The 25,435-nt window shown below is 35.4% G+C and carries 21 protein-coding genes, 1 other RNA gene and 1 other annotated feature; of the genes, 3 read left to right on the top strand and 19 right to left on the bottom strand.

All coding sequences use genetic code 11. From position 1 onward, the window contains the following. Positions 1-146 precede the first annotated feature (146 nt). The 4 genes from ssrS to SLH52_RS02850 form a co-directional block, all read right to left on the bottom strand. A non-coding RNA gene (gene ssrS, locus SLH52_RS02865) (6S RNA) lies at positions 147-332 on the bottom strand. Between the two features lie 64 nt (positions 333-396). Beyond that, positions 397-2,169 (bottom strand): aspartate--tRNA ligase, encoded by a 1,773-nt coding sequence (gene aspS / locus SLH52_RS02860; RefSeq protein ID WP_320207788.1) that lies wholly within the window; start codon positions 2,167-2,169, stop codon positions 397-399. Positions 2,170-2,179: 10 nt separating this feature from the next. Then, positions 2,180-3,451, bottom strand: a complete 1,272-nt coding sequence (gene hisS / locus SLH52_RS02855; RefSeq protein ID WP_320207787.1) for a histidine--tRNA ligase — start codon at positions 3,449-3,451, stop codon at positions 2,180-2,182. A gap of 50 nt (positions 3,452-3,501) precedes the next feature. Next, positions 3,502-3,793, bottom strand: a binding site (T-box leader). 75 nt (positions 3,794-3,868) lie between these two features. Further along, the gene (locus SLH52_RS02850; protein ID WP_214480410.1) at positions 3,869-4,045 is read right to left on the bottom strand and encodes a hypothetical protein; all 177 of its coding nucleotides are present in this window, start codon (positions 4,043-4,045) and stop codon (positions 3,869-3,871) included. Between the two features lie 166 nt (positions 4,046-4,211). Here SLH52_RS02850 and SLH52_RS02845 point away from each other — a divergent pair, with 166 nt between their 5' ends. After that, the gene (locus SLH52_RS02845) at positions 4,212-5,996 is read left to right on the top strand and encodes an SH3 domain-containing protein (protein WP_320207786.1); all 1,785 of its coding nucleotides are present in this window, start codon (positions 4,212-4,214) and stop codon (positions 5,994-5,996) included. A 46-nt stretch (positions 5,997-6,042) separates the two neighbouring features. Here the strand turns inward: SLH52_RS02845 and dtd are convergent, their stop codons facing one another. From dtd to SLH52_RS02815, 6 genes are all read right to left on the bottom strand, one after another. Beyond that, the gene (dtd, locus tag SLH52_RS02840) at positions 6,043-6,489 is read right to left on the bottom strand and encodes a D-aminoacyl-tRNA deacylase (RefSeq protein ID WP_320207785.1); all 447 of its coding nucleotides are present in this window, start codon (positions 6,487-6,489) and stop codon (positions 6,043-6,045) included. A gap of 15 nt (positions 6,490-6,504) precedes the next feature. Further along, positions 6,505-8,706: a bifunctional (p)ppGpp synthetase/guanosine-3',5'-bis(diphosphate) 3'-pyrophosphohydrolase gene (locus tag SLH52_RS02835; protein WP_320207784.1), complete on the bottom strand. Its 2,202-nt coding sequence runs from the start codon at positions 8,704-8,706 to the stop codon at positions 6,505-6,507. Positions 8,707-9,115: 409 nt separating this feature from the next. After that, positions 9,116-9,628: an adenine phosphoribosyltransferase gene (locus SLH52_RS02830; protein WP_320207783.1), complete on the bottom strand. Its 513-nt coding sequence runs from the start codon at positions 9,626-9,628 to the stop codon at positions 9,116-9,118. Next, the gene (gene recJ / locus SLH52_RS02825; RefSeq protein ID WP_320207782.1) at positions 9,619-11,976 is read right to left on the bottom strand and encodes a single-stranded-DNA-specific exonuclease RecJ; all 2,358 of its coding nucleotides are present in this window, start codon (positions 11,974-11,976) and stop codon (positions 9,619-9,621) included. Before recJ ends, SLH52_RS02830 begins: the two co-directional genes overlap by 10 nt. Positions 11,977-12,359: 383 nt before the next feature. Continuing rightward, a complete protein-coding gene (gene secDF / locus SLH52_RS02820; RefSeq protein ID WP_320207781.1) occupies positions 12,360-14,591 on the bottom strand; it encodes a protein translocase subunit SecDF in 2,232 nt (743 codons plus the stop codon). 181 nt (positions 14,592-14,772) lie between these two features. Beyond that, positions 14,773-15,072, bottom strand: a complete 300-nt coding sequence (locus SLH52_RS02815; RefSeq protein ID WP_320207780.1) for a post-transcriptional regulator — start codon at positions 15,070-15,072, stop codon at positions 14,773-14,775. A 151-nt stretch (positions 15,073-15,223) separates the two neighbouring features. Here SLH52_RS02815 and spoVB point away from each other — a divergent pair, with 151 nt between their 5' ends. After that, positions 15,224-16,789 (top strand): stage V sporulation protein B, encoded by a 1,566-nt coding sequence (gene spoVB, locus SLH52_RS02810; RefSeq protein ID WP_320207779.1) that lies wholly within the window; start codon positions 15,224-15,226, stop codon positions 16,787-16,789. Positions 16,790-17,017: 228 nt separating this feature from the next. Here spoVB and SLH52_RS02805 read toward each other — a convergent pair whose 3' ends face one another. Beyond that, positions 17,018-17,521, bottom strand: coding sequence for a GNAT family N-acetyltransferase (locus tag SLH52_RS02805; RefSeq protein ID WP_320207778.1), 504 nt, complete (start codon positions 17,519-17,521; stop codon positions 17,018-17,020). A gap of 313 nt (positions 17,522-17,834) precedes the next feature. Continuing rightward, complete coding sequence (locus SLH52_RS02800) at positions 17,835-19,124, bottom strand: ArsB/NhaD family transporter (RefSeq protein WP_320207777.1); 1,290 nt, start codon at positions 19,122-19,124, stop codon at positions 17,835-17,837. A 398-nt stretch (positions 19,125-19,522) separates the two neighbouring features. Here SLH52_RS02800 and SLH52_RS02795 point away from each other — a divergent pair, with 398 nt between their 5' ends. After that, a complete protein-coding gene (locus SLH52_RS02795) occupies positions 19,523-19,912 on the top strand; it encodes a TIGR04086 family membrane protein (protein WP_320207776.1) in 390 nt (129 codons plus the stop codon). A gap of 232 nt (positions 19,913-20,144) precedes the next feature. On the opposite strand, the gene yajC is transcribed toward SLH52_RS02795, so the two are convergent. The 7 genes from yajC to SLH52_RS02760 all read right to left on the bottom strand — a co-directional run bounded on the left by yajC (position 20,145) and on the right by SLH52_RS02760 (position 25,347). Next, complete coding sequence (gene yajC, locus SLH52_RS02790; protein WP_320207775.1) at positions 20,145-20,405, bottom strand: preprotein translocase subunit YajC; 261 nt, start codon at positions 20,403-20,405, stop codon at positions 20,145-20,147. Between the two features lie 62 nt (positions 20,406-20,467). Then, positions 20,468-21,607: a tRNA guanosine(34) transglycosylase Tgt gene (gene tgt / locus SLH52_RS02785; protein WP_320207774.1), complete on the bottom strand. Its 1,140-nt coding sequence runs from the start codon at positions 21,605-21,607 to the stop codon at positions 20,468-20,470. Positions 21,608-21,670: 63 nt separating this feature from the next. Then, the gene (gene queA / locus SLH52_RS02780) at positions 21,671-22,699 is read right to left on the bottom strand and encodes a tRNA preQ1(34) S-adenosylmethionine ribosyltransferase-isomerase QueA (protein WP_320207773.1); all 1,029 of its coding nucleotides are present in this window, start codon (positions 22,697-22,699) and stop codon (positions 21,671-21,673) included. A gap of 93 nt (positions 22,700-22,792) precedes the next feature. After that, entirely contained in the window at positions 22,793-22,999 is a 207-nt protein-coding gene (locus SLH52_RS02775; protein ID WP_320207772.1) for a DUF2905 domain-containing protein, read from the bottom strand. Further along, positions 22,996-23,997 carry a Holliday junction branch migration DNA helicase RuvB gene (gene ruvB / locus SLH52_RS02770; RefSeq protein WP_320207771.1) on the bottom strand — a complete coding sequence of 334 codons (1,002 nt, stop codon included), beginning with the start codon at positions 23,995-23,997 and terminating at the stop codon, positions 22,996-22,998. Before ruvB ends, SLH52_RS02775 begins: the two co-directional genes overlap by 4 nt. Before the next feature lie 13 nt (positions 23,998-24,010). Continuing rightward, positions 24,011-24,610, bottom strand: a complete 600-nt coding sequence (gene ruvA, locus SLH52_RS02765) for a Holliday junction branch migration protein RuvA (protein WP_320207770.1) — start codon at positions 24,608-24,610, stop codon at positions 24,011-24,013. Positions 24,611-24,786: 176 nt separating this feature from the next. Then, positions 24,787-25,347 carry an intercompartmental signaling factor BofC gene (locus SLH52_RS02760; RefSeq protein WP_320207769.1) on the bottom strand — a complete coding sequence of 187 codons (561 nt, stop codon included), beginning with the start codon at positions 25,345-25,347 and terminating at the stop codon, positions 24,787-24,789. Between the last annotated feature and the right edge of the window lie 88 nt (positions 25,348-25,435).

The following is a 25,435-nucleotide window of genomic DNA, read 5'->3' as shown; positions in this document are numbered from 1 at the left end:
GAACAATTTTTTATTTCTTAGGAAAACAGTCCATTGTAAGATTTTCAAGCTACGTCTGTTACAAATGTACGGTATTTATGTACTTTAATAGATACAAAAACCCTATACATCATGTATAGGGTTTACCTTTTTTGTTTTATTATAACGGAAGTCCCAATTGTGCCGTCGATGCCTTCGTTTTGATCCCGCACTCCGCAGGTGGGTGCCCTGTTCCAAATGTTAGTACGTCCTTAAAATCCAGAAGGCATGTACGCCGTTTGAAAACTCAAGCTCCCGTATAACTTATTGTTCGGTCAAAACAATAGGTTATAAGACGAACACATCAGGACTTTCAAGTTCTGTTATTATAATATCACACCAATTTACAGTTATCAAGTTGAGGAAATATTGGACATATTAGCTTTTTTTCACAGTTAGCGCTAAATTAAGTTCAGCTAATTGTTCGATGCTTACTTCTCCAGGTGCTTCTGTTAGTAAACAGCTAGCACTAGCAGTTTTCGGAAAAGCAATCGTATCACGCAAATTAGAGCGACCTGCTAAGATCATGACAATTCGATCTAAACCTAAAGCAATACCTCCGTGAGGTGGTGTCCCATATTCAAATGCTTCCATCAAAAAGCCAAATTGTTCGTTAGCTTCTTCCTCTGTAAAGCCTAAAGCTTTAAACATTTTTTCTTGTAACTCTCTTTCATATATACGCAGTGACCCTCCACCTAATTCATAGCCGTTTAACACTAAATCATATGCTACAGCTTTTACGCGAGAAGGGTCTGTATCTAACAATTCAATATCTTCTCGAGCAGGCATTGTAAAAGGATGATGTGCTGCGTAATAACGCCCTTCTTCATCATCATGCTCTAATAAAGGCCAGTCTGTTACCCACAGGAAATTAAATTTATTCTCATCAATTAAGTTTAATTCTTTTCCTAGCTTTATGCGCAATGCACCAAGAGCATCTGCCACAACTGCTTTTTTATCAGCTACGAATAATAATAAGTCTCCTGCAACAGCTTCTAAAGAAGAAATAAAGCCGTTTTGTTCTTCTTCACTGAAAAACTTTGCAATTGGACCTTTAAGCCCTTCTTCTTCTACTTTTAACCAAGCTAACCCTTTTGCGCCATAAACACTAACAAAATCAGCTAGAGCATCTATATCTTTTCGAGAAAAAGAGTTCGCAGCACCTTTCACATTAAGTGCCTTGACTTGACCACCAGAATTAACAGCCCCTGAAAACACTTTAAATCCGCAGTCCTGAACTTGTTCCGATAAGTCTACTAGCTCCATCTCAAAGCGCGTATCAGGTTTATCAGAACCGAATCTATTCATAGCTTCGTCATAGGTCATGCGTGGGAACGGAAGCGATACTTCCAGACCCTTTACATCACTCATGACTTTTAACATCATTTGCTCTGTCATCGAAATAATATCCTCTTGATCCATAAAGGAAGTTTCAATATCAATTTGGGTAAATTCAGGTTGGCGATCTGCTCGTAAATCTTCATCTCTGAAACAACGTGCAATTTGATAATATCTTTCGATGCCGCCTACCATTAACAATTGTTTGAATAATTGAGGTGATTGTGGCAACGCATAAAACTCTCCCTCATGAACACGACTAGGTACTAAATAATCACGCGCTCCTTCTGGTGTACTCTTTGTTAGAATTGGCGTTTCAATATCTAAAAACCCTTCACCATCTAAATATGATCTAATTGATTTCGTAATATTATGGCGCATTTTTAACGTATCAAATATGACAGGTCTTCGAAAATCTAGGTAGCGATACTTTAAGCGGGTATCTTCAGAAACCTCTGATTGATCAGCAATTACAAAAGGAGGTGTTTTTGCTGAATTAATGATTGTAACCTGTTCTGCGTGTACCTCAATTTTTCCAGTACTAAGGTTTTCGTTAATCGTGCCCTCTTCACGAGCTACTACTTTACCTTCTATATGAAGAACAAATTCATTTCTTACTTTCTCTGCTATACTTAAAGCTTCAGGAGACATTTCTGGATTAAATACTACTTGAACGATCCCCGTACGGTCACGTAAATCAATAAATATTAAGCCACCTAGGTCACGTCTTTTTTGTACCCACCCTTTTAATTTTACTTTTTCTCCAATTGCCTGCTCTGTTACTTGCCCACAAAAATATGATCTTCCAAACATAAGAATCCCCCTATTGTATGTTTTCCATTACATATGACGTAAAATCATTCAGATCTATTTCATTTTGTTCACCAGTACTCATATTTTTTACATTAATTACGTTTCTCTCTATCTCTTCGTCACCTAATACAGCAACAAATTTTGCCTGTAACCTGTCAGCCGATTTGAATTGAGCTTTTAACTTCTTATCTTGATAATCTTTCTCCGCAATTATGCCAGCATTCCGTAATTGATGTACTATGGAGACGGACATATCCTTCGCTTTATCTCCTAGCGTAACAACGTAACAATCGATGTGACTCGTTATAGGAAGCTGTATTTTCTCAGCATCAATTGCTGCTAACAGTCGTTCTATACTTAGCGCAAACCCAACACCAGGTGTTTCTGGCCCACCAATACTCTGTACTAAACCGTTATATCTACCACCACCACATAAAGTTGTAATGGAGCCAAAGCCCTCTGCATTACTCATTATTTCAAATGCGGTATGATTATAATAATCAAGTCCTCGAACTAGGCGAGCGTCTACTTCAAAGGGAATGTGTAAGCTTGTTAAATACGTCTGAACCTTATCAAAATATATTTTTGATTCATCATTTAAATATTCCAATATGGAAGGTGCCGAATTCATCAATTCATGACCTTGATCCTTTTTACAATCTAAAATTCTTAATGGATTTTTCTCCAATCTAGTTTGACAATCGGTGCAAAACTCATCAATTTTAGGTTCAAAGTGCTTAATAAGGGCATCACGATGAGCCACTCTACTTCCCTGATCACCTAAGCTGTTGATAACAAGCTTTAAATTAGTAAGCCCTAAGCTTTTGTATAAGTCCATTGCTATCGCAATTACTTCAGCATCAATTGCAGGGTCATTACTTCCGAGCGCTTCTATGCCAAATTGTACAAATTGACGAAACCTTCCTGATTGCGGTCTTTCGTAACGAAACATTGGACCCATATAAAATAGTTTTGTAGGTTGATTAGGACTCCCGAACATCTTTTTTTCTACGAAAGCTCGAACAACCGATGCTGTACCCTCAGGCCTTAAAGTTAAACTTCTTTGACCTCTGTCTTCAAATGTATACATCTCTTTTTGAACGATATCTGTTGTTTCTCCTACCCCTCTAGCGAATAGCTCTGTATGTTCAAAAACTGGCGTGCGGAGTTCCTTGTAATTATATTTTCCACACAACTCCCTAGCTTTTTCTTCAACATATTGCCATCGCTCAACTTCATCCGGGAGAATATCCTGTGTTCCCCTTGGTATTTGATAAGACATACATTTTCCTCCTAAATTAACCAAAATAAAAAACTCCCATCCCTACTATACGTAGGGACGAGAGTTATCATTTACCCGTGGTGCCACCCTAGTTGAAGCAAATTACATTTGCTTCCACTTAGTCAGTTAACGCCTGATTACGTCCTTCTCCTAGTCAAACCTTGTTAATTGTAAATGCTCAAAAACAGTTGACCATTTTCAATTAACAATTAATAATTTTTCAGAGAGAAACCTCCAGAGTGTTCATTCGTTAAGTCAGCATGATGAAATGCTTTCAGCCTAATGGCATTTCTTCTCTTTTCATGTGATTCCTTAACTACTATTCTCTTTCACTGGTTGCTTCAATATTATTTTCAGAAAGAATTTTATATTATCATACGTATGAACAGAAAACTTGTCAAGAGAATTCGATAATTATTATGATCTGTGCAGATGTTTTTTTAGTTTTTTTATATCTTTCACTGCTAATCCATACTCCGACGCTAATTCTATTAATGTAGAATCATTCTCTCTTTGAATAAAGTCGTGGAAGTCCACACCGAATAATTGGTTGCCTTCTTTTCCGCTAATCGCACTTTTCTCACTATATCTCACGAAAAAACTTCCTTTCTATACCATTTTCTGCTGCATCTATATTTCTCCATGTAATAGTAGTAGTTTTCCCTTCTAACTGAAAATATTTCATTAAAAATACAAGGAAATATAAAAAAGTTAGCGAAAGAGTAAAGGTGGCAAAAAGCTAATAGAGGAGGTACATTGTTTGTTCAAGAAGATATGTTTATTTGTCCTAATTCTTGTTATTCTTATACCTAATAATAAAATTACTTATGCTGTAACAGACACAATAGCAGTGAATGTTACAACATTAAACGTGCGTACAGGACCTGGTTTATCATATGAGGTCATTACAAATATTAAACAGGATGAACAGTTTACATTAATAGCAACAAAAGACGATTGGATTCAAATCCAATTACCAAATCAACAAACTGGCTGGGTTGCCTCATGGTTGGTCACCCAAAATCTCATTACGGAAAAATATAGCTCGCCATCAAAAGTTACTGCAAATGTAGATGAGCTACGTATACGACAAGGTCCAGGAAGTAATTTTCAAATTATTGGTTCGATGAATCAGGGTGATTATGCTAATGTAATTGAGCAACAAGGGGATTGGACAAAAATTTCATTTGCCAGTCAAGTTGGATGGGTCTCTTCACAATACTTGTCACCATCTGAATCTAATTTAACCACTCCTATAGAACAAGAGAAAATCATTGCTCAAATCTCTGTGGATAGCTTAAATGTTAGAAGTGAACCTTCTTTAGAGTCAGAAATTATCGGCCAGCTTCATAATGGAGAAGAGAATGCAATAATAAGCGTAAAAGAAAACTGGCTTGAAATTTCATACATGAATACTTCTGGCTGGATTCATCAATCATTTGTCAATATTATTAATGAACAACAACAGGAATTGGACTCATTAAACCCAAACGAGGACACCGATGGCTCTGAATCAGAACAAGAGGAGCAACAACATACAAATATAAAAGGTGTAGTAACAGCAACGACACTTAACGTAAGGAGCGATTATTCATTAGATGGAAACATTGTAGGTAATATACCTCAAGGGGAAGAAATACTCATATTAGAAGAAAATAACAAGTGGTACAAAATCAATTGGCTCGGAGGTGAAGGCTGGGTTGCTAGCTGGTACGTCAAGCTTTTTGAAGAACAAGATAACCCTAACCCAGTAAATGAACCTACAGAGGAAGAGAATACTGTTCGTATTTTACATAATGGGACAAATTTACGAGATAAGCCATCAACGACTGCAAATATAGTCGTACGTGCAAATGAAGGTGATACTTATCCAATCCTTGATGTTGATGGAGATTGGTATAAAATTCAATTACCTAATGAAAGCACTGCATATGTTGCAGGCTGGATTGTCAAAGCATCTACAAATGTACCCATTATAGAAAAAAATGGCATTGAACAATATTTAAAGGATAAAATTATCGTCATCGATCCTGGACATGGTGGACGTGACGGCGGAACAACTGGTTTAAAAGGTTCGCTAGAAAAGAACATTACTGTTAGGACTGCAAACATCTTAGAAGACAAGCTATCTGCTGCTGGAGCTACAGTCTTTTTAACTAGAGAAGAAGATATTTACGTTTCGTTAAGAAACAGAGTTAGTATTTCACATTATTATAATGCTGATGCCTTTATTAGTTTACATTACGACAGTACAACTGATCGAGGGGTAAGTGGAATTACTTCATTTTACTATGACGAAACAAAAGATAAACAATTAGCAGTATCTTTACATGAACAACTTATTAACTATACTAATTTAAATGATCGAAGTGCCCGATTTGGCAATTATCATGTATTAAGAGAAAACAAGCAGCCATCAGCGCTTCTAGAATTAGGGTTTTTAAGCAATAACGAAGAAGAATTAATGATCAATTCAACACACTTTCAAGAAGCGATAGGGAATGCACTCTACTATGGGCTTGCACAATATTTTAACAAAAATTAGAGGTTGTCAGAAAGTCATTCATTGACTTTCTGGACAACCTCTTCATTTACGCTCTCTCACTATCAATGATTAATGTCACTGGTCCATCATTGACAAAATCAACATCCATCATTTTTCCGAATTGACCTGTCTCAACAATAGCACCATTGTTCATTAATTGTTTATTAAATAAATCATAAATGGCTTTCGCCTGCTCAGGTTTAGCTGCCTCCATGAAATTAGGTCTCCGTCCTTTACGGCAATCACCATATAATGTAAATTGCGATACAGAAAGTACTTGCCCACCGACATCTAATAATGAAAGATTCATTTTTCCATTGTCATCTTCAAAAATTCGAAGATTAACAATTTTTTCAGCTAAATATTTAGCATCTTCTTCTGTATCAGCATGCGTTACACCTACTAGCAACATAAGCCCATGAGAAACTTCGCCAACTGTTTGCTCATTTACAATGACCTTTCCGTTTTTAGCGCGTTGCACGACTACTCTCATATCGTTATATCCTCTCTAATTCATGATCCTTCTAACAGAATACACATCCGGAATCTGCTTAATTCTTTCTACTACTTTTTGTAAATGACTAATGTTTTTTATAAAAATGGCCATATTAATCATAGCCATTTTATTACGGTCTGTTTTCCCTGTGACAGATGAAATGTTCGTTTTTGATTCATTAACAGCCTGCAGAACTTCATTCAGCAGACCTCTACGATCAAACCCTGTTATCTCAATCTCCACATTGTATTCGCGACTTTCTTTAGCATGACCTTCCCATTCGACAGGAATAAGTCTTTTCTCAGCGTCTTCAGTATTTATGTTGGGACAATCATCACGGTGTATGGACACACCTCGCCCTTTTGTTATAAAGCCAACAATTTCATCACCTGGTACAGGATTACAACATTTTGATAATCTAATGAGCAAGTTGTCAATTCCTTGCACACGAACTCCTGCATCACGCTTTTTGGCTTGAGGAATAGGAATTTGTCTTACTTCCGATGCAGCTTCTGTAATATTCTTCTCTAGTTCTTCGTCTTTCTTTTTGCGCCATTTATCAGTAAGACGAGTAACAACTTGAGCAGCTGTAATTCCATTAAATCCAACAGCTGCATACATATCTTCTTCATTATTGAAGTTGAACTTTTCAGCAACAACCTTTAAATTTTCTGGTGATAATACTTCTTTCACGTCAAACTCAAGGTTCTTAATTTCTTTCTCAATCAATTCCTGTCCTTTTTCAATATGCTCTTCACGTCGCTGTTTCTTGAAAAATTGTCTAATCTTATTTTTCGCTTGAGAAGTTTGAGCAAGCTTTAACCAGTCTTGACTTGGACCATAAGAATGCTTCGACGTTAATATTTCAATAATGTCACCTGTTCTTAATTTATAATCAAGTGTTACCATCTTTCCATTAACTTTTGCACCAATTGTCTTATTACCAATTTCTGAATGAATACGATAAGCAAAATCAATAGGAACCGAACCTGATGGTAACTCGATTACATCACCCTTTGGTGTAAAGATATATACCATATCCGAGAACAAATCAATTTTTAATGATTCCATAAATTCTTCTGCATTAGTTGCATCATTTTGCCACTCTAAAATTTCCCGGAACCAAGTCATTTTTGTTTCAAATGAGGATTTATCACTAACAGTTTTACCTTCTTTGTACGACCAATGTGCCGCTATCCCGAATTCTGCAATTTGATGCATTACAGTCGTTCGTATTTGTACTTCCATAGGCTCACCTTTTGGGCCTATAACAGTCGTATGAAGGGACTGATACATATTAGGCTTTGGCATTGCTATATAATCCTTAAATCTGCCTGGCATAGGCTTCCAACACGTATGAATAATTCCTAAGACCGCATAACAATCCTTGATGCTATTTACAATAATTCTTAAAGCTAATAAATCATAGATTTCATTAAATTGTTTATTTTGTAGAATCATTTTTCGATAAATGCTGTAAATATGTTTAGGGCGTCCATATATTTCTGACTTAATCGATACATCATTTACCTTTGTTTTTAAGTCCTGTATCGTTTCAGCTAAGTATTGCTCTCTTTCAGCCCGTTTTTTCTTCATCAAGTTCACAATACGATAGTATTGCTGAGGGTTTAAATATCGTAACGCAGTATCTTCTAGCTCCCATTTTATTTTTGATATTCCAAGGCGATGAGCCAATGGGGCAAAAATTTCAAGAGTTTCATTTGATATACGCATTTGTTTCTCATGTGGTAAATGCTTTAATGTACGCATATTATGCAAGCGATCTGCTAGTTTTATTAAAATTACGCGTATATCCTTTGCCATAGCAACAAACATTTTTCGGTGATTCTCAGCCTGCTGTTGTTCATGAGATTTATATTTAATTTTACCGAGCTTTGTTACACCATCTACAAGCATAGCAACTTCTTTGCCAAACTCAGTTGTCATTTTTTCAATGGAAGTATCAGTGTCCTCTATAACATCGTGAAGAAAACCTGCTGCAATCGTTGCAGGATCTAACTCTAAATCAACGAGTATTCCTGCTACTTGAATAGGATGAATAATATATGGCTCACCAGATTTTCGAAATTGATCATGATGAGCTTGCTCCGCAAACTGATATGCATTTGCGATAAATTCAATATCGTCTTGTGACAAGTAAGCTCTTGCCTTGTCAATTACCTGTTCAGCTGTTAACACATGTTCATTAGCCATGATATCACCTTTACAATAAGTATTGTATTTATTATCATGAAATTTCGAGTAGATGTAAAGTATTGTTTAAACGGAAAAGCGAGCCAACACATGATAATGATGGAATGTCGTCATCCATGATTCTCCCCGAAAAGCATGCTCTTCCACTAAAATGTAGACATAGGTTTATCTTATTTAATGGCTTCTTTTTCATTAATTGTTGCTTTTCGTAGTAAGAGCCAAACATATACACAACTAGATTTACTGGGTACAACAATGACTAACCATGTAAAACCTCTAATTTTTGTACTAATTGGATAACAATTGCAACAAAGTTTAAAAAGAGCCTATTTAATTGACAAAGCTTGAAAAAAGAGCCCTCTTCAAAATGAGCGCTCTCTTAAATTCTATGTTTAGCGTGTGGAAGAACTTAAAATTCCATTAATGAAAGAACATCATAATTATCAATCTTATTTCGACCATCTAAATACGAAAGTTCGATTAAAAAGGCAATTCCTGCCACAACTCCACCTAATTCTTCTACAAGTTTGATTGTTGCTTCAATTGTACCACCAGTTGCTAATAAGTCGTCAGTTATTAATACTCTTTGTCCTGGCTTTATCGCGTCTTTATGAATCGTAAGCACATCTTTTCCATACTCTAATCCATAATCGACCTTTATCACTTCACGAGGTAATTTACCTTCTTTTCTTACAGGTGCAAACCCTACTTCTAACGCATATGCTACTGGACAACCAATAATAAATCCTCTTGCTTCTGGTCCAACTACTAAATCAATTTTTCTTTCACTTGCATACTTCACAATTTGATCTGTTGCATATTTATAGACTTCACCTTTATCCATAATCGTGGTGATATCTTTAAATTGTATTCCTTCTTTAGGAAAATCTGGTACTACGGTAACATATTTTTTTAAATCCATTCGTTCACTGCCTCCTGCGAACCTTTATTATTATTGTTATCAAACCAATGCTTCAATTGTTGATATGATGAATACGAAAATGTACGTTCAAGCTCAAGCTGTGCTTGTTTTGAGCGATACGTTATTGACTCAGTCAAATCTCTTTTTTCTGTATGATTTGATATAGAAATGAATCCATTGTCTATTTTAACAAATTCTAATTCAAAAAACACCTTTGACATAAATTCTATTGTTTCTTTTGTCCATCCTTTATGAATAGCTAACTTTTCAGCGTAACGGTTCAAATCGAAAGAGCCTTTTTGTACTAAAAAGCGATAATACCAAGAAAAATGCTTTCGAGTTGGTATTGTAGTAAAAAAATGATCTTGTTCATGGTGGAACAATGCGTATATTCGTTCAGGTAAACCGGCATGTTGGAGCAAACTTATCTGCTCAATCGATGATGGTAGATCTACCAAAATAACGTGTTTTGAACTTATGTCGATAACATCATCGTGCGCTTCAACTTTATAAATAACATTCTCGTACTTGCTAAGTTGTAATTTACCTATCGTTTGCTCATTAAAGATGATTAGCTGTAGTTTATGTGATGGAATAAGTTCGATCAATTTTTCTACATCTTTTGTACCCCTATAATCAAAAAGTTGCCACTCATTCACACTAATATCTTGCAGCATTAATTGAGCCTTTCGATTATTGTTCCACTCATTAATAGATAAATCTCCTACGACAGATACTCGAGAAAGGGGAGATATATCATCATACAAATAACCAAATCTAAAAGCAATTGTATCTAATTGACTCCCAGCTTCTTCAAGCACTACTTTCAAGTGTGCTTGATCAGCCCCAATCTTACGCATGTTGCTAATATTGACACTATCTATCAAAAACTTTGGCTTTGGATTGTTCATTCCATATGGTGCCAATTTGCCAATTTGCTCAATTGTTGAAATCGTCACTTCGTCAATTGAACATGTTGTATCGATGTTGGTAATGGGGACATATTCCTCTTCGATTAAAACATCTTGAGCTATAGCATTTAAACGGTAGCGTAAATCTTCAATATCATCAAGCTGTAGTGTCATCCCAGCAGCCATAGGATGACCACCAAAATGAGGTAAAATATCACGACATTTTGATAAATTTGCAAATAAATCAAAGCCTTCAATGCTTCTAGCAGACCCTTTTGCTAGTCCATTTTCTTGATCTACACTTAAAACAATGGTTGGACGGTAGAATTTATCTACAAGACGTGATGCAACGATACCGATTATCCCTGAATTCCAACCTTCATCTGCAACAATAAGCACAGCATTTTCCTCTAGAGGGTATTGTTCCTCAACTTGTTTTATCGCTTCTTCTGTTGTTTTATTTACTAGCTGCTGACGTTGCTTATTTAACAGATCTATTTCATTAGCAAGGTGAGCGGCTTCCTCTACATTATCAGTCATTAGTAAATGAACTGCTGGATCAGCAGAATCCAACCTACCAACTGCGTTAAGTCTCGGTGCAATAGCAAAGCCAATTGTATCTTCATTAATTTCATTTGCATCAACACGACAAACTTTCAATAATTCTTTTATTCCTTTTCTAGATGTCACTTGAAGCTTTTTAATTCCTTTATATGCAATTAGACGATTTTCTCCAGATAGAGGGACTAAATCTGCAATTGTTCCAATGGCGACAATATCTAAGAGTGATGTCGGTACCTCGCCAAGTAATGCGTGGGCCACTTTAAATGCAACACCAACCCCTGCCAACTCTTTGCACGGATATACGCTATTTGGCTTTTTAGGGTGGATAATTGCTAACGCATCAGGAAGCTCAGGACCTGGCTCATGATGATCAGTTATAATTAAATCTAACCCTAATTTCCTTGCAACCGTTGCTTCATTTAAAGCAGCAATTCCAGTATCAACAGTTATGATTAGCGAAAACCCTTCTTCTTTTGCCCATTTGAAAGCTTCCTCGTTCGGTCCATATCCTTCTGTAAACCGATTGGGTATATAAAAGTCTACTGTAGCTCCCATATCATTAAGAGTTGATAGTAGGACTGCTGTACTACTTACACCATCTGCGTCATAGTCACCAAAAATGAGAATCTTTTCTTCAAGTTCAATCGCTTGCTTTATTCTTTCAATAGCAACATCCATATCTTCTAATAAAAACGGGTCATGAAATTCTTGATTTTCTATATTTAGAAAGGCATGAGCATCTTCAATAGTATCTATGCCACGATTGATGAGTAATTTTGCAACAAGAGGGGTAATACTTAGTGCATCTGCAAGGTGATGTACTTGTTCTTCATTACATTCATTTATTTTCCATCGAGTTTTAGACTGTAGCATACTATCTCCCCTTTATTAAAACAAGCCCTATTATACTAGAGAGCTAGTTGTGTTTCAAATTCAATCTATTGCCTGCTAAGACATATTAATTTCTTGTCTTACCCTTACACCTTTTCTATTACATAAGGCTGTTTTCATATAGAATGTTGTTTTTAATACTAAAATATATACACGTATAAAATTAGTTTTAGTCGCATCTTTGCTTCTATTTTATGAAGAAAAAAGTAGAGCCTACATAAAAAAGCCGTAGTACATGTACCACGGCTATTGCAAAGGGTTAATTCGCATTGTTTGTTTTCTCAGCTGTTTAATTTGGTAACAATAGCATCAAAGTATACGAAAAGAGCCTTTGCAAAAATGTTATTATAGCTTAAATTGTTCTCTTACAATTTTTTTGAAGGATTTCTAAGGCCTAGCTTCTTGCTTTTCCAAACTAACCAAAGCTGAGATGCGATAAACATAGATGAATATGTTCCTGCAACTAAACCGATCAGTAACGCAAATGAGAAGTTTGTAATTGATTCACTTCCGAATATTAACAATGCACCTACAGCAACAACTACAGTAAGCACCGTATTAATAGACCTTGCTAACGTTTGCTGTAGACTTTTGTTTACAACAGCTGCTAGATCTTCAAATGTTTTAATTTTCTTGTTCTTCTTATAGTTTTCACGTATACGATCAAATGTAACAATCGTATCATTAATCGAATAACCTACGATCGTTAAGACCGCTGCAATAAATGTTAAATCGACTTCGAGTCTAGTTAAACTAAAGAATGCAATAATGAAAAATGAGTCGTGTAACAATGCCACAATGGCTGCTAACGCCATCGTCATTTCAAACCGAATGGTAACATAAATGATGATACCTATAGATGCAATCAATACAGATATGAATGCATTACGAGCTAGTTCCTTACCGATAGTTGGAGAAACTGTACTTACATTAGGCTCTTGACCGTATTTGTCAATAAAATGAGACTTAAGTTCATTAATTTTAGCTTGCTCAAGTACTCCTAAAAAGCGTGCAACTGCAATTTCATTATTTGTTCCTGAAAGTACGATCTCATCATCTGGCACTAAACCTATCTGACCAAGCTCTTCAGTTACTTCTTTCGCTGTGAGCGATTGACTAGCACCGATTTCTACCCTCGTTCCACTTTCAAAGTCTATGCCGAGATTAAGCTTCATTGTTAATAGAAGAAGCACTCCAACTACAACCATAGCCCCTGAGAATAGGAAAAATTTCTTACGATGCTTTACAAAATCAACCTTATCAAATTTTGTCGATAATTCTGTTTCATCTGTTACGTCTGCAATATCTAATATATCCGCTTGCTTAACTCCAAAATAACCAGGCTTTTTATTTAAGAAACGGCTATTCACCCACAAGCCAAGCAAAATTCTTGAGCCATATACAGCCGTAATAAAGCTGACGATAATACTTACGATTAACATCGTTGCAAACCCTTTAACTGAGCTTGTCCCATATACAAACAATACTGTTGCTGCCAACAATGTAGTAATGTTAGCGTCTAGAATAGTTGATAACGACCTGCGGTTTCCAGCCCGGAAAGCAGACATCGTCGATTTACCTAGCTTAATTTCTTCCTTAATTCGCTCATATGTAATGATATTTGCATCAACAGCCATACCTACACCTAGGATTAACGCAGCGATACCTGGCAAAGTTAAAACACCATTCATTAAATCAAAAACGAGCAGAATAAGGAAAATATAAATGCTTAAAGTAATTGTCGCGATTAATCCAGGAAAACGATAATAACCGATCATAAATATAAAGATGATTGCAATTCCGACAATCCCTGCAAATACCGTTTTTTCCATTGCTTGTTCTCCGAATTTGGCACCTACCGATGTAGAATAAATTTCTTTTAGATCTACTGGTAGCGCTCCGGCATTCAACAAATCAGAAAGCTCTTTCGTCTGAGTTACAGTAAAGTTTCCTGTTATCATTGGATTTTTAATATTCAATACTTCATTTACATTTGCAACAGATAAAATTTTGTCACTATTCGTGTTCTTTAACTCTTCAAATGAGTCTACACCTTCTTCAAAATCAAGCCACATAACTAATTGATTATTTGGAGCCATATTTAAAATTTGTTCAGTAACTTGACCAAATTTATCTGCATCTTTTATTGTAAGGGATACAATCGGCGCGCCATTTTCATCAAAAGATGAACTCGCACCACCCTCTTCTAAATCTGTACCATCTAGCATGATATTATCATTAACATCTCTAATCGTTAACTTTGCACCTGTAGATAGGATTTCTCTTGCTTTATTTTGATCCTCAACACCTGCTAATTGCACACGAATTCGATCTGTACCTTCAATCTGAATACTAGGTTCACTCACACCTAAAACATTCACACGTCGGTCCAGAGCTGCAGCTGTACTTTCTAAAATTGAGTTGGTTATTTCCTCATCCTCATGTACAGGTATAGCTTCATATAAAACTTCAAAGCCACCCTGTAGGTCAAGACCTAACTTAATATCGTTGGTTATTCCTTTTAGCGTATAGCCCATCGTGCTGCCAATCACTAGCACGAGCAAAAAAAACGCTACGATGCGACCTCTTTTTACCATAACTAAAAATCCTCCTTAAAATTAACAAAAAAGCACAAGCACCTTAGAACTATTCTTTGCGTTAATAATGTATATCTTATATGTCGGTAACCTTCTCTAACAAAACAATTATGAAACATATTTAACTACCTGTCAATTTCACGCTAAATGTGCATTGTTCCACAATAAAAGATATACCCGCCTATAATAGTTGATTTAAAACATCTCTTCCTTCTTCACTAAATAAATTTGGTGCTTTATATGCTTCAATTGTTATATAGCTCATATATTCGCTTATCGTAAGCGTCAAAATATCATTTACCATTTCGTAAAGTTTCTTTCCTTCTTTTACTCGCTTCCACTTTTTTTTCTTTAAGCACTCCCATAGCTGCTCCTCAGTTACATCTTCATAACCAAACATGCAGAACTCTTCTAATTTACTCGTTAGAGCAGGTTGACAAATTGCTTTAAATTGTTCAAGAACATCCAATTTATTATTCAATATTATCCACTCCTACGTTAGAAATAGAAAACGTTTAAATGTTATGAAACAACCTCGTATTTCTTTTCCCATACTTGTCATGCTTGGCCAACCCACATGCATATAGTTAATTGTATATGATATCACCCTTTTTGAGAAGGTAGGGACCAAGATGACAAAACAAACATTTTTGAAAGGTACGCTTATACTCGTTATAGCTGGTTTAATAACAAGAATTCTAGGATTTATTAACAGAGTCGTAATAGCTAGAATGATTGGTGAAGAAGGCGTCGGCCTATATATGATGGCCGTGCCGACATTGATTCTAACAATTAATTTAACCCAGCTTGGACTTCCTGTTGCAATATCAAAGCTCGTAGCAGAAGCAGAAGCAGTTGGTGACAGAAGAAAAATCAAAAAAATATTAGTTATCTCGTTATCAATTACACTTATTACGAGCGTTATTTTTACAAGTGGAATGATTGGATTTGCCCCATTACTCTCCAATACGCTATTAACCGATTCAAGAACACTTTATCCTTTGTTAGCGATTTCTCCGATTGTTCCAATTGTTGCATTGTCATCGGTTATGAGAGGGTATTTTCAAGGGAAGCAGAATATGAAACCACCAGCTATTTCACAGGTGATAGAACAAATCGTTCGAATTACACTCGTAGCAGTCTTTACAAAAGCTTTTTTACCTTATGGGATTGAATTTGCTGCTGCTGGTGCAATGATTTCTGTAGTGATAGGCGAATTTGCTTCACTTATTTATATGATAACGATGTTTAAGCTAAATAAGAGAATAAGAGTTCGCAGACATTTTTTTAAATCAATGAAAGGTGGAAAAGAAACGTTTAATGGGTTGATGAGAATAGCATTGCCTACTACTGGAAGCAGATTAATTGGTTCAATTTCATGGTTTTTTGAACCCATTGTCGTTGCGCAAAGCCTCGCTATAGCAGGGCTCTCAATATCTCTTGCTACAAGACAATACGGGGAATTAACAGGATATGCCCTTCCATTAATGTTCTTACCCTCTTTTATTACTCATTCATTACAAGTTGCACTAGTACCTGCCATTAGTGAGGCTGCTGCAAATAACAAAATGCAGATCGTGGAATATAGGCTACAGCAAGCATTACGTCTATCTTTTGTTACTGGAGGTTTAGCTGTAGTTGTTCTTTATATTTTTGCCACACCTCTTATGGAGATTATGTACGGGACTAGCAATGCAGCGATATATGTAAAATTAATGGCTCCTTTTTTTATTTTACATTATTTTCAAGGGCCATTACAAGCAACACTTCAAGCTCTTGATTTGGCAAAAGCCGCTATGATAAATAGTTTAATAGGGGCAATCGTTAAATTAGCTGCGATATTTGCCTTAGCAACTCAGCCAGAAATAGGGATAATGGGAGCTGCACTCGCTATTGTCGTATCAATGATGCTAGTTACTCTACTTCATTTTTCAACAGTATTAAAAGTCATTTCCTATACTTTTTACGTAAAGGATTATATAAAAACGGGTTTAACAATTATCATTTCAGGTATTGTTGGACACTATGTATTTTCTTATCTATTAACTATGGATTCATTAATATTTAAAACGCTATTTGCGATTATTAGTACATCTCTTACGTATTTTCTATTATTAATTATCTTTAACTTAATCAAACCTGAAGAGCTCGCTCGGGTACCTATATTAAGAAAATTATTTACAACTAGCGGCAAATAATTTAAAAGGTAGAAAAATGAACGTCGAGCAATCGTTATCCACGGCATTGAAAGCGACTCTACTTTTAGAGGAAGAGCTATCCTTAAAGCAAAGTATATATGAATTCGCAAAAGAAACACTTACTAATTCACATTGCAATTTACACAAAAAGTCCGACTTCTGTTAAGTCGGTCTTTTCTATCCTAAATAATAAAATTTTAAATCCACCCAAATTTGTAGTTGATGAGTTTATAAAACAAATACCATTAAATCTTCATCAAAGTATTGACCATTAAACTTTAATGATTTAAGCTCTATTCCATAAATTTTAAATCCAACAGATTCATATAACTTTTTAGCATATTTGTTATTATGTTCTACGGTTAAATTGATTTGTTCTAATCCTTCGCACCCTTTTGCCATTTTTATAAGTTCCATCATCAGTTCTTTTCCGATACCTTGCCCTCTAACCTCAGGAGCTACACACATACCAAAAACATTTCCTTTATGAGCAGTCTTAACATTGCTTTCACGAATAAAAGTAACAGTTCCAAATAATGAACCATCATTATCAAAAGAGCCTAAAACAAACTTATCTTTAGATGGTTTTATTCGCTCTACAACGGTATCAGTTGAAAATTGGACTTCTCTTTCATATGTTGAGCCAAACGCTTCAGGATTAGTTTGTAAGGCCTTTAATCGAAATTCTTGATAGATAGGAGCATCAGACTCAGCCAAAATACGAATATTCATTATCTCTCCCTCATTTCATACTATATTCATTTCCATCATACAAATTATTTTTTATCTTAACATAAAATTCCATGAAACCTTTAAAAAAATCATCCTTTTCAAGGATGATTTCCAAAAACTTATTTGTAATGGCTCGCATTAATTGTTGCTCTTCGTCCTAAGAACCAAACACGTACACAACTAGAGCTCGTGGCATCTTTTCTTCTGTACAAAGACGACTAACAATATAAAACCTATTTTTATAGTACTAATCTCATAACAAAAGTACTTTACGAAAAGAGCCTTACTAATAAACTTCTTTCATATTCCAGCTTTATAAAAATTCTATTAGATAGCGATAATAAACATAAATAGATGAAATAAATAGTGACACTACAACAACTGGAAACCCTATTTTTAAAAACTCTAGAAAATTTACTTGTTGCTTCGCTTTTGCAGCTAAACCAGCAACGACTAAATTTGAGGATGCCCCCAATAGCGTACCATTTCCTCCTAAACAAGCTCCTAACGCTAACGACCACCATAATGGATCAACATTAGTCATCCCATAATCCTGAAACTCCACTATAACTGGAATCATTGCTGCTACAAATGGGATATTATCTACAAATCCTGAAAAAATTCCTGTTAGCCATAAAATTAACATAGCTGTTTTTGGTAAATCTCCTTCTGTATAATACATAATTCCTCTAGCCATTTCATTAATTATACCTACCTCTTCTAACCCGCCTACTAATAGAAATAATCCAATGAAAAAAAATAAAGTTCCCCATTCTACCTGTTTAAAAACATCTTCTGGTTTGTGTTCTTTATGGGTCAATAATAATAATAACAGGGCACCTGCCAATGCCACGCTAGTTAAGTCAATATGTAAAAACGGATGCAAAATGAACCCTGTAAACGTCATACATAATACAGTTAACGCCTTCACTAAAGTAGCATTTTTTTGTAAATATTCAACAGGATCAATTTCCATTAATCGCTTCCTATATTCTTCTTTAACATGTAATTGTTTTCCATAAATTAAAGCTAAACCACCGATAATTAATGTAAAAATGACTAAGACGATTGGGGAGAGATGGATTATAAAAGAATTAAACGTTAAATGTTTGACCGCTTGACCAATCATAATATTCGGTGGATCTCCAATTAATGTAGCTGTCCCACCTATATTCGACGATATGATAATTGCAATCAAATAAGGCACAGCTGGGATATGTAGTAATTTAGTTAACGTTAAAACGACTGGAACTAGTAGTAATACTGTCGTAACATTAGCTAATAATGCAGACCCAACCGCAGTTATTAAAGAGATAACGATTAATAAAGGAATCGCCTTCCCTCCTACTAATTTTGCAACAACAATCGCAACATATTCAAATACCCCTGTTTGACCTGTAATTGAGATGAGAATCATCATGGAAAACAATAACGCAATCGTATTCCAATCTATATACTCTAAAAATGCGGCGTCAATATCAAAGATCCCCACTATTAGCATTGTTACTCCCCCAAGTCCTGCAACAAGGGTCCGATCTAGCTTTTCAGTCATAATGACGATATATGAAATAATAAAAATAATGAGAGCAAGCATAGAACTCATTCCATTTCTCCTTCCTTGTCCCCTTTAAATATCTTGTTCAAAAAGAAATCCTTACTTAGAGCTGTAATGTTTCATGGCGAATATAGATGGGTACATAAAGCTCAAGTACAGTTATGTTATTTATCTTCCCGACTTTTTGAACACCTTCTTTATAATCATATGATGCTTATCCAAAAAAATATTTATATTCTATTTTTTTATTTACTGAATATGCTCGTACTATAAGAAAAATGGAGACGCCACAATTCTCCCCGACAAACACTGGAAGAATTTTTTTTTAAGACACTTTTTGCCTTCGAATCAAATGGTGAAGTGACCTCGAGGGAATAGGCGTTGGAGCTGGACATTAAGAAAAGCGTAGTCAACTGTTCAATATATACGGAAGGGGAATGGTGAAAATGGAAACAAAAAAAATGAGTGGAGCAATACTCTATGGAGTATTAACAATTTTAATTATTGTCTTAGGAATGAGCATGTTATTTTCATTACTTCTTAGGTTTACTAACTTAAATGAATTATCTCTTTCTTGGGCGATTACAATCGTTGGGTTCATCGCTGTCTTTATTGGAGGATTCGTTTCAGGAGGTAAAGGAAAAGAAAAAGGGTGGCTAGTCGGAGCTATGACTAGTATTGTGTATACTTTCATTGTTTTCCTCGTACAATATTTAGGATACGATTCTCCATTTACATTACAGCAGTTGTTGTTCCATACTGGTTTTTTAGTTACTTCTATTTTTGGAGGGATAATAGGAGTGAATATTTCCTCCACACCAACAAGAGAAACTTAATGTGTAACAGAAGATCATTACTCGGTTTTGGCATGAGGTAAAGAAAAAAAGTTGTAGTTATTAATTTTTCAAACTATGATAAGAACATTGATACATTTTTATATTATTTTTTCTTTCTAGAACGATGGAACTTATATCAGATATGATCAACTATTCTAAATGAAATATTTTTTCGTAAGGTTACGCAAATGAAAAGAGGTTGACTAAATAATATAGTCAACCTCTACATACGTTATTCTGATACTAATTCTCTAACAGCTTGACGATCGTATGTAAGACGAGCCCCATCTCCTGCTTTGAGGATTATCTTGTTCTCATCAATTGAATCAACGATTGCGTGTAAACCACCAATTGTGATGATTTTATCACCTTTTTTTAGTTCATTTTGCATTTGCTGAACAGCTTTTTGCCTCTTTTGTTGTGGTCGAATAAGAATGAAGTAAAAGATTACAAACATTAACAGCAAGGGCAAGAAACTTAAAATCCCTTCCATTTTTTCACCCCCTTTTATGTAAATGCTCAAAAGTCAATGCCTTATGAACAAAACCTCTTAAGCTAAAATTGTTTGGCATTTGGTTTATTGAAACCGTAGCGATCAAAAAACTCCTCTCGGAAGTCTCCAAGACGATCCTCACGTATCGCTTGTCTGACCTGCTCCATCAATTTTAACAGAAAATAAAGGTTATGATAAGACGTTAATCTAATTCCAAACGTTTCATTACATTTTAACAAATGTCGAATATAAGCTCGAGAATAATTTTTACACGTATAGCAATCACAATGCTCATCTAAAGGATTAAAGTCTCGAGCATATTTTGCATTTTTCACTACGAGACGCCCTTTACTAGTCATCAAGGTCCCATTCCGAGCAATGCGTGTAGGTAACACACAATCAAACATATCAATACCCCTAATAGCACCATCTATTAAAGCGTCTGGAGACCCTACACCCATTAAATATCGCGGTTTATTAGTTGGCAGTAATGGTGTTGTAAATTCCAACACTCGATTCATAACATCTTTCGGTTCACCAACCGATAATCCACCAACAGCATAACCAGGAAAGTCTAATGAGACAAGGTCTGCTGCACTTTGTTTACGAAGTTCCTCATACTCTCCACCTTGAACAATTCCAAACAACCCTTGATCATGAGGTCTATTGTGAGCTGTTAAACAACGCTCAGCCCAACGGCTCGTACGCTCTACAGATTTTTTCATATAATCAAATTCAGCAGGATACGGAGGACATTCATCAAAAGCCATCATAATATCTGAACCGAGTGCATTTTGAATTTCCATTGCTTTTTCTGGTGATAAGAACAGCTTATCGCCATTCAAATGATGACGAAAATGGACACCTTCTTCTTCAATCCGCCTGAAGTCACTTAAGCTAAATACTTGAAAGCCTCCTGAATCTGTTAATATTGCTCTATCCCAATTCATAAATTGGTGTAAGCCACCTGCTTCCTTAACAATATCATGTCCTGGACGTAGCCACAGATGATATGTATTACTAAGAATGATACCAGCACCCATTTCCTTCAAATCCTCAGGAGACATCGTTTTTACTGTTGCTAACGTGCCGACTGGCATAAATACAGGTGTTTCAAATGAGCCATGAGGAGTATGTACTCTACCTAAACGAGCACCTGTTTGTTTGCAAGTTTTAATATGTTCGTAAGTAATTGCTGTCATATATTAATCCTTTCCTATAAGGTATTTCAGTATTTCTTATATACACATGCTTAGTTGTTAGTGTTACTTAATCAACATTGCATCTCCAAAACTAAAAAAGCGATAATTTTTTTTCACTGCCATGTTGTAGGCTCTTAATATATTTTCTCTTCCTGCTAAAGCACTAACAAGCATAATGAGTGTAGATTTTGGTAAATGAAAATTTGTTAACATTGCATCTATTGCCTTGAATTGGTACCCAGGGAAAATAAATATATTAGTCCAACCACTACAAGAGGTAAATTTTGCATGATTGTCTCTTGCAATTGTTTCTAACGTCCGAGTTGTAGTTGTCCCAACTGCTACGATCTTTCCTCCACTATTACGCACATCATTTAACAGTTTTGCTGTACCCTCTGTCATTTGATAATATTCAGCATGCATATCGTGCTCCTCAATTGATTCAACACTTACAGGTCGAAAAGTACCTAATCCAACATGAAGTGTAATAAAAGCAATGTGCACACCTTTATTACGAAGTTTTGTTAATATTTGCTCTGTAAAATGGAGCCCGGCAGTAGGAGCAGCAGCTGATCCTATTTCACGTGCGAATACCGTTTGATAGCGCTCACGATCTTCAAGCTGTTCTTTTATATATGGAGGTAATGGCATTTCTCCTAGAGCGTCTAGCACTTCTATAAATATACCTTCATACGTAAACTTTAAAGTTCTTCCTCCTTGTTCACTAGTATGCGTGCATTCCGCTTTTAATCGCCCATCGCCGAATAAAATGATGGTTCCTTCTTTTACTCTTTTTGCAGGTTTAACTAATGTTTCCCATTCATCGTTATTTTGTTGCTTCAATAGCAACACTTCTATTTTCGCACCAGTATCTTCTTTTTCACCAAATAAACGGGCGGGTAATACTTTCGTATCATTTAAGACGAGACAATCACCTTCATTGAGAAAGGATACAATATTTTCAAATTGTTGATTGTTGATCTCACCAGTTTGTTTATCTAACACCATTAATCTTGATGCTTCACGATTCTCAAGCGGTGTTTGAGCAATTAATTGTTCAGGTAAATCAAAATCAAATAAGTCTACTTTCAATGCTGTCACCTCATAAGTGTTGTTCTCTTTTTCAGGTTTGATACATAATTAATACAGCTTCATTCATTTTTTATGAAATTGATAAGAATCTAATTATTTCAGACGATTTATGACAAAAAGTATGAGCGTTAATAATACGCTAAGAATAATTGAAGTTACAATCGGGAAAAAAATAGTCGAGTTACCTTTTTTAATAACAATATCACCAGGCAATTTACCAAAAGAAATAAATTGCATTAAAAATCCAATGATAAAAATTACCGCACCCACTATCATCACAACTTTCGGTATTCCTGTCAAATGTTTGGCACCTCCATACCGAAATGATCGTAAACGATGTTCGTTACCATTCTTCCCCTCGGAGTACGTTGTATAAAACCCATCTGCAATAAATATGGCTCATATACATCTTCAATAGTTTGTGCTTCTTCACCTATCGTAGCCGCAATTGTTTCAAGACCAACAGGTCCTCCACGAAATTTTTCTATTATTCCTTTTAATAGTTTATGATCAATATGATCTAATCCTAATCGATCAACTTGTAATAATTCTAGGGACTTAATAGCATTTTCATTTGTAATATCCCCATCACCTCGTACTTGAGCAAAATCTCTCACACGTCTAAGTAAGCGGTTTGCTATTCTTGGTGTTCCTCGTGATCTCCTTGCTATTTCTACTGCAGCCTGAAGGTCAATATTTACGGAGACAATATCAGCAGTTCTTTCAACAATTGTGGTGAGCTGCTTTTCATTATAATATTCCAATCTACTCAAAACACCGAACCGATCACGAAGAGGAGCTGATAATGAACCCGCTCTCGTCGTTGCACCAACTAAAGTAAATGGTGGGAGATCTAGTCTAACAGATCGTGAACTTTCGCCTTTTCCTATTACTATATCAATACAAAAATCTTCCATAGCTGGGTATAAAACTTCCTCAATTGTTCTTGGCAAACGATGAATTTCATCAATAAAAAGAACATCACCAGGCTCTAAAGATGTTAATATCGCTGCTAAATCACCGGGACGTTCAATTGCAGGCCCTGAAGTTGTTCTAATGTTCACATTCATTTCGTTAGCAATAATCGTTGCCAACGTTGTTTTCCCCAGTCCTGGTGGACCATAAAGCAATACATGATCTAATGTTTCTTGACGCTGCTTTGCTGCTTCAATAAATATTTCTAAGTTCTCCTTAACCTTTTCTTGACCTATATACTGCTTTAAAGTTTGTGGACGTAAACTCTGCTCTAATGATACATCATCAATATCTGCTTCACTACAAACAAGGCGCTCCTCCATCGCTTCAAGCCTCCTACGTTAATAGCCTTTGTAATGCTTTTTTGATATACTGATCAGTCGTAAGCTGTTCTTCAAGTAAATGTTTTTTCACCTTATTAATTTCTCTTTCTGCATAACCGAGAACTTTTAGAGCTTCTATCGCTTCAAGTAGCGCCTGTGGCCCATTCTCTTGTTCTTCTATACTATCATCTGAAGTAAATAAATTTGGCACTGCTACTAAGTCCTCAAGTTTACCTTTTAAATCAAGAATCATTTGTCTAGCAGTTTTTTTCCCTACCCCTGGAAATTTCACTAAGAACTTTTCATCTTCTTGTTCAATTGCTTTGACAACCTGCACTGGCTGTCCAGCAGCTAAGATTGCAAGTGCTCCTTTTGGACCAATTCCAGAGACTTGTAAAAGTTTACGGAATAATGCTTTTTCTTCTCTTGTTTGAAATCCGTATAAAGCTAGAACATCTTCACGAACGTACTGATATGTATAGATAGTTTCCTCTCTTTGTACGTGAAAAACATAAGGGTTTGGTGTTTGAATCTCATAACCAATCCCATTATTTTCAATAACAATATATTCTGGGTTTATATATTGAATACTCCCTTTGATAAATTCAATCAACTTTCTCTCTCCTCATCTTTGCTGTACATCATTTTACCATACTTTATTCACAATGAAGCAAAATCTTGTACAAGAAAGAATATGTTAATTGAAGTCACTGTTAAAAACATATTTTAGAGAAGAAGCGACAACGTTTGCCAACCAACTTGCAAATATACCCAATTTATTATATTCAATTATGGTACACTAGCTTGAAAGTGCTTAAACGCCTCAATAACTTGATTATATTTATCCTTTGATTCAACAGGAATACCTCGTTTTAATAAATCATGTTGGTGACTTTCGAGTTTTCCTATATCAATTTGATAAAAAGATTGAATGACTCGACTCCCACCTGCTGGTTTCCCTTCAAAAATCATCAATACACCATTATCATTAATACCGAAATAACCATTTGCCTTTAATAAAGGCGAAATATCTTCAATATGTCGCATAAAAACAATTTGTTCGTCATTTTGTTCAACTAGTTGCCAGTCAGCGTATAGCGCCCAAAAGTCTTCCATTGACCAAATCGTTTCATTTACAATTTCTTCACTTACTTCACCATCTAAATAGATTCTTTCAAGAATGACCTTTTTATATAACGGACCGGAAACTTCGTAAACGTCCGATTCAGCATTTCTTTTGTCATTCGTGGAATGTAATCTCAAATCATTTCCGACAGCTATAACTGAAGCTAGCAAACTAAAGATGGATAAAATCATACTTGTTATCACTATTTTACTAAACAGTCTCATTATCATCACCTCTAAAATCAAGTGCTACAATATTATTCTGACCATTTAATAAAATTTTTAATCTAAATTGCAAATATGCCGCATATTA

The organism is Cytobacillus sp. IB215665 (assembly GCF_033963835.1).
Lineage (GTDB): Bacteria > Bacillota > Bacilli > Bacillales > SM2101 > Nanhaiella.
This window is presented reverse-complemented; position numbering and strand designations above follow the sequence as displayed.